The sequence below is a fragment of the Amycolatopsis azurea DSM 43854 genome (assembly GCF_001995215.1).
GTDB lineage: Bacteria > Actinomycetota > Actinomycetes > Mycobacteriales > Pseudonocardiaceae > Amycolatopsis > Amycolatopsis azurea.
The window spans coordinates 260,502-266,515 of record NZ_MUXN01000006.1; the positions used below are offsets into that span (position 1 = coordinate 260,502).

The window sequence follows — 6,014 nt, forward strand, 5'->3', positions numbered from 1 at the left end:
GGACTACTACGCGTCGGCCTTCGGGGCCTCGGCCTTGTCACCCTCGGCGGGCTTCTCGGCGGCGTCGGCGGCGTCGTCTTCCTTGACCACGATCAGGCTGATCTTGCCGCGGTTGTCGATGTCGGCGATCTCGACGCGGAGCTTGTCGCCCACGTTGACCACGTCCTCGACCTTGGCGATCCGCTTGCCGTTGCCCAGCTTCGAGATGTGCACCAGGCCGTCCTTGCCCGGCAGCAGCGAGACGAACGCGCCGAACGCGGCCGTCTTCACCACGGTGCCGAGGAAGCGCTCGCCGACCTTGGGCAGCTGCGGGTTGGCGATGGCGTTGATCTTGTCGATCGCCGCCTCCGCCGACGGGCCGTCGGCCGCGCCCACGTAGATCGTGCCGTCGTCCTCGATGGAGATGTCGGCGCCGGTCTCCTCGGTGATCGAGTTGATCATCTTGCCCTTCGGGCCGATGACCTCGCCGATCTTGTCCACCGGGATCTTCACGCTGGTGACGCGCGGGGCGTACGGGCTCATCTCGTCCGGGCCGTCGATCGCCTCGGCGATGACCTCCAGGATGGTGAGGCGAGCGTCCTTCGCCTGCTTCAGCGCGGCCGCGAGGACCTCCGACGGGATGCCGTCGAGCTTCGTGTCGAGCTGGAGCGCGGTGATGATGTCCTTGGTGCCGGCGACCTTGAAGTCCATGTCGCCCATGGCGTCTTCGGCACCGAGGATGTCGGTCAGCGCGACGTAGCGGGTCTCGCCGTCGACCTCGTCGGAGATGAGGCCCATGGCGATGCCGGCGACCGGCGCCTTCAGCGGGACACCCGCGTTCAGCAGACCCATGGTCGAGGCGCAGACCGAGCCCATCGAGGTGGAGCCGTTGGAGCCCAGCGCCTCGGAGACCTGGCGGATCGCGTACGGGAACTCGTCCCGCTTCGGCAGAACCGGGACCAGGGCGCGCTCGGCGAGCATGCCGTGGCCGATCTCGCGCCGCTTCGGCGAACCGACGCGGCCGGTCTCGCCGGTGGAGAACGGCGGGAAGTTGTAGTGGTGCAGGTACCGCTTCGTGGTCTCCGGGGAGAGCGAGTCGATCTGCTGCTCCATGCGGAGCATGTTCAGCGTGGTGACGCCCAGGATCTGGGTCTCACCGCGCTCGAACAGCGCGGAACCGTGCGCCCGCGGGATCACGGCGACCTCGGCGGCGAGCGACCGGATGTCGGTCAGGCCGCGGCCGTCCATGCGGATCTTGTCCGTGAGGACGCGCTTGCGCATGATCTTCTTCGACAGGGCCTTGAACGCCGCGCCGATCTCCTTCTCGCGGCCCTGGAAGGCTTCGCCCTCGCCCAGGCCGACCTTCTCCAGCACCGCGGCCTTGACCTGGTCGGTCGCGTTCTCACGGTCCTGCTTGCCCGCGATGGTCAGGGCGTTCGCGAGGTCGTCGGTCGCGATGGCGGCGACGGCGTCGAAAGCGTCCTGCTCGTAGGCCAGGAAGACCGGGAACTCACCGGTCGGCTTGGCGGCGAGCTCGGCCAGCTGCTGCTGGGCCTCGCACAGCACCTTGATGAACGGCTTGGCGGCTTCGAGGCCCTCGGCGACGGCGATCTCGTCCGGCGCCTTGCCGCCGTCGGCGATCAGGTCGAGCGTGCGCTCGGTGCCCTCGGCCTCGACCATCATGATCGCGACGTCGTCACCGACGATGCGACCGGCGACCACCATGTTGAAGGTGGCGTCTTCGAGCTGCTTCCAGGTCGGGAACGCGACCCACTGGCCCTCGATCAGCGCGACGCGGACGCCGCCGACCGGGCCCGAGAACGGCAGGCCGGCGATCTGGGTCGAGGCCGAGGCCGCGTTGATCGCGAGCACGTCGTACGGGTCGTCCGGGTTGAGGCTCTGGACGGTGATGACGACCTGGATCTCGTTGCGGAGACCGTCGGCGAACGACGGGCGCAGCGGCCGGTCGATCAGGCGGCAGGTCAGGATCGCGTCGGTCGACGGGCGACCTTCGCGGCGGAAGAACGCGCCGGGGATGCGTCCGGCGGCGTACATCCGCTCCTCGACGTCCACGGTCAGCGGGAAGAAGTCGAAGTGGTCCTTCGGGTGCTTCGACGCGGTGGTCGCCGAGAGCAGCATGGTCTCTTCGTCGAGGTACGCGACGACGGCGCCGGCGGCCTGACGGGCCAGGCGGCCGGTCTCGAAGCGGACGGTGCGGGTGCCGAAACGGCCGTTGTCGATCACGGCTTCGGTTTCGTGCACGGTGACTCCGGTGGAGTCGGTCATAGGGTGTATCTCCTCTTTTGATCCTCTGTAACGGCGCGAGTCTCCCACCCTGGGACCTGTTTCGCCTGCGGACGCTCGAGGAGTGAGGCCGGTCTTCGATCGAAGCCCCCGGGCCGTTGCCCGGGAACCACTACCGAGGACCGGCGGACGGTTCCCCGGGCGCGCTCGCGCCGCGTGTTCTCTGGTACTTGGACCGAGGGGGAGCGACCGACGTGGTCACTCCCCCTCGGGTTCAAGCTATCGGCGAAGGCCGAGACGCTGGATCAGCGCACGGTAACGCTCGATGTCCACCTTCATCACGTAGTTCAGCAGCCGGCGGCGACGGCCGACCAGCAGCAGGAGCCCGCGACGGGAGTGGTGGTCGTGCTTGTGAGCCTTGAGGTGCTCGGTGAGGCCGACGATGCGCTTGGTCAGCAGCGCGACCTGGGCCTCGGGAGATCCGGTGTCCGAGTCGTGCACGCCGTACTCGGCAAGGATCGACTTCTTTTCTTCGGTGGACAAAGCCACAGTGGTGCTCCTAGATATTCTGTGCCGTGCGGCCCGGACGATGCTTCACGCCGGGTGAGACGGTCACGGCCGCCACGGACTGCAGCCGGACCCAATCGTCGAGGCTACCAGCCTCGTGATCAGCGGCTTCAGTCGCGGGCGCGGTTCAACGCGTACGACCGGATCACCCGGTAGTGCGACAGGCCTTGCTCACGGTCACTGCTCATCAGAACGGCTTCGGTCGCCGTCCAAGTCTCACTGGTGAACCCGGCCAACCGCTCCTCCCACGCGCTCGCGGCTTCCGGCCGGTCGCGGGGGAAGCGGGCCAGTGTCAGGTGGGCCACGTACGGCCTGCCCTCACTCCCCGCGCCTGCCTTCTCGGCCAGCTCGTGGAGCCCGGTTCCGAGAACACTCAACCACAGGACCCCGGGGAATGTCGCGGCCTTTTCCAGCCGGAGGTCGATCGCCTCCGCGCCGGCCAGCCTTCCGGCCAGCCATTCGCCCCGCTCGGCCGCGTCGTCCGCACCGTGGAAACCGAGGGTGATGTGCCAGTTCTCACGCGCTGACCAGCGGAAATCGCCGTCCTCGGGCGCGCCGAGCGCGGCGGCGACCTGGTCGAGGACGCCGTCCGGCGGGATCAAAGCACTGAAAAGCGGCATCGTCAGGCGTGCTTGGCCGCCCGGCGAAGCAGGTCCGCCAGTGACGGGAAGTCGTCGTCGAGCAGCTTCGCCGCTTCGGTGAGGTCTTCGTCCTCGCCGATGTCCCGCAGCGCCACGAGCACACCCTGGTCGTCGGCGACGGCGCCGACCGGGATGCTGTCCCTGCCCACCGTCGGCCGCGAATCGCGGACGTCTTCGAGCGCCTCCTGCATGGCCTTCCGGTCCCCCGCGGCGACCGCCGGGACCAGCACCTTGCGCTCCAGCATGATCATCTTGGCGAGCACGACCGGGTTGCCGATCTTCGCCCGCCGCCCGCTCATCACCTGGCTGAGCATGGGCGCGCTGATTCCGAGCACCTCGGCGAGGAAGGCCTGGGAGATGTCGAAGGCGACGACCAGTCTCCGCACCCGATCGCCGAGCGGCTCCCCGTACCACTCCCTCTGCAGCGCGATGTTCCGCTGGACGATCTTGTGGTCCTCCACCTGGTCCGCTCCCCTAACCCCGTCGAACGCCCCGCGCGGTCCGTGACATCTTGCCACCTGAACGCACCGTGACGGGCGTGTTTGTAGATTCTCGTCCGGCCCCGTCCGGTGCCGGTCAGTCCCGCTCGCCCAGCATTTCCCTCGTCCGCGCGACGTCCTCGTCGATCTGCTTCACCAGACCTTCCGACGTCGGGAAACGGACCTGATCCCGCAGCTTGGCGACGAAATCGAGCGCGACGTGCTGCCCGTAGAAATCCTCGTCGATGTCGAGGACGAAGGCCTCGACGGTGCGTTCCCGCCCCGAGAACGTCGGGTTGGTCCCGACCGAGACGGCGGCGCGAAGCCGTCGGCCAGGATCCGACGAACGGGTGAACCAAGCGCTGTAGACCCCGTCGGCGGGCACGGCGGCGAACCGCGGCGTCGACAGGTTCGCCGTCGGGTAGCCGAGGTCGTGCCCCCGGCGGTCGCCCCGGACGACGATGCCCTCCAGCCGGTGCGGCCTGCCGAGCGCCTCGGACGCCGCGACGACGTCGCCCGCGTCGATGCACGAGCGCACGTAGGTCGAGGAGAAGGTGATCTCGTTGTCCGCCTGCTCCTGCGCGAGCAGCCCTTGCAGTTCCGCCCCGTGCGCCACGAAACCGAACCGCTTCCCCAGCGTGCGCAGCAGATTGACGTCACCGGCGGCCTTCGCGCCGAACGTGAAGTTCTCCCCCACGATCACCGCGGCCGCGTGCAGTTTGTCCACCAGGACCTCGTGCACGAACTCGTGCGCGGTCAGCCGCGACAGTTCGAGGGTGAACGGCAGCACGCAGAAGACGTCCACGCCCAGGCCCTCGACCAGTTCCGCCTTGCGGCGCAACGTGGTCAGCTGCGCGGGATGACTGCCCGGCCGGATCACCTCCGACGGATGCGGGTCGAAGGTCAGCACCACACTCGGCACGCCGCGTTCGGCGGCGGCGCGGACCGTCCTCGAGATCAGCTCCTGATGTCCGCGGTGCACGCCGTCGAAGACGCCGATCGTCACCACGCACCGTCCCCAGCTCCCGGGAAGGTCACCCAAACCACGCCAACGCTGCACTTGTAGCCCCGTCTCCTCCAGGCCTGCTCCGAACACCACCCTAGGCCGGGAGCAACACGACCACCGACCGGGCCAGTTCGCCTTCGTCCGCGGCGAGGGCGAGCACCCGGCCGTCCGGTCCGAACATCCCGTAGGTGCCTTCGATCCCGGCCGAGGGCACCCTCTGTCCATATCGGACCGCCTGCGCCGTGCGGGCGTCCAGATCGCGGCGCGGGAACGCGGCCGCGACGGCGGCGTCGAGGTCGAGCGACAGCTCCGGCTTGTCTTCGAGCTGATCGAGCGTGCGGGCCTTGGCGAGCGTGAACGGACCGACCGTGGTGCGCCGCAACGCGAGCAGATGCCCGCCGACACCGAGCCCGGCACCGAGGTCCCGGGCGAGCGCCCGGACATAGGTCCCTGACGAACACTCGACGACTGCGTCGAGTTCGATCCGGCCGGCCTCACGGCGGGTGGCGAGCAGATCGAAGCGGTGCACGGTGACCGGACGCGGCGGGATGACGACCTCTTCGCCGGCGCGGACGCGGGCGTACGCGCGTTTGCCGTCGATCTTGACCGCGCTGACCGCGCTCGGCACCTGCTGGATGTCGCCGGTCAGCGCGGCGATCCCGGCGGCGATCTGGTCGTCGGCGATCTTCTCGACGGCGTCCGCGGCGGCTTCGGCGATCGGCTCGCCCTCGGCGTCGTCGGTCGTGGTCGACAGTCCCAAAGAGAGGGTCGCGAGGTAGGTCTTGCGGTCCAGGGCGAGATGGCCGAGGAGCTTCGTCGCGCGTTCGATGCCGAGCACCAGGACGCCGGTGGCCATCGGGTCGAGGGTGCCGGCGTGCCCGACCTTGCGGGTGCCCATGAAGCGCCGCGCCCTGGCGACGACGTCGTGGGAGGTCATCCCGGACGGCTTGTCGACGATGACGAGACCGGGCGGCGGGGCGGGACGTTTCTTGGCAGAAGCCTGATTGGGGCGCGACACGGGCCGAACCCTATCTTTCGGTGCCGCGAGGGGCTGAAGGGGACTTTCCCCGCGTCTGACGCGGTGAAGGGCGGGCGGTC

At 69.1% G+C, this 6,014-nt stretch carries 6 protein-coding genes; all 6 read right to left on the reverse strand.

Annotation, left to right across the window (positions count from 1 at the left end):
* Positions 1–6: 6 nt before the first annotated feature.
* Positions 7–2,265: a polyribonucleotide nucleotidyltransferase gene (locus tag B0293_RS10860; protein ID WP_005156293.1), complete on the reverse strand. Its 2,259-nt coding sequence runs from the start codon at positions 2,263–2,265 to the stop codon at positions 7–9.
* A 237-nt stretch (positions 2,266–2,502) separates the two neighbouring features.
* Positions 2,503–2,772: a 30S ribosomal protein S15 gene (rpsO, locus tag B0293_RS10865; protein ID WP_003084034.1), complete on the reverse strand. Its 270-nt coding sequence runs from the start codon at positions 2,770–2,772 to the stop codon at positions 2,503–2,505.
* Positions 2,773–2,900: 128 nt separating this feature from the next.
* The gene (gene thpR, locus B0293_RS10870; RefSeq protein ID WP_005156274.1) at positions 2,901–3,410 is read right to left on the reverse strand and encodes an RNA 2',3'-cyclic phosphodiesterase; all 510 of its coding nucleotides are present in this window, start codon (positions 3,408–3,410) and stop codon (positions 2,901–2,903) included.
* A 2-nt stretch (positions 3,411–3,412) separates the two neighbouring features.
* Positions 3,413–3,892: a helix-turn-helix domain-containing protein gene (locus B0293_RS10875; RefSeq protein ID WP_005156271.1), complete on the reverse strand. Its 480-nt coding sequence runs from the start codon at positions 3,890–3,892 to the stop codon at positions 3,413–3,415.
* 115 nt (positions 3,893–4,007) lie between these two features.
* The gene (locus tag B0293_RS10880; protein ID WP_077241293.1) at positions 4,008–4,970 is read right to left on the reverse strand and encodes a bifunctional riboflavin kinase/FAD synthetase; all 963 of its coding nucleotides are present in this window, start codon (positions 4,968–4,970) and stop codon (positions 4,008–4,010) included.
* 40 nt (positions 4,971–5,010) lie between these two features.
* Complete coding sequence (gene truB / locus B0293_RS10885) at positions 5,011–5,934, reverse strand: tRNA pseudouridine(55) synthase TruB (RefSeq protein WP_005156258.1); 924 nt, start codon at positions 5,932–5,934, stop codon at positions 5,011–5,013.
* Positions 5,935–6,014: the final 80 nt, after the last annotated feature.

Coding starts and splice junctions, on each gene's coding strand:
- B0293_RS10860 (WP_005156293.1), bottom strand. CDS start 2,265: ATGACCGACTCCACCGGAGTCACCGTGCACGAAACCGAAGCCGTGATC.
- thpR (WP_005156274.1), bottom strand. CDS start 3,410: ATGCCGCTTTTCAGTGCTTTGATCCCGCCGGACGGCGTCCTCGACCAG.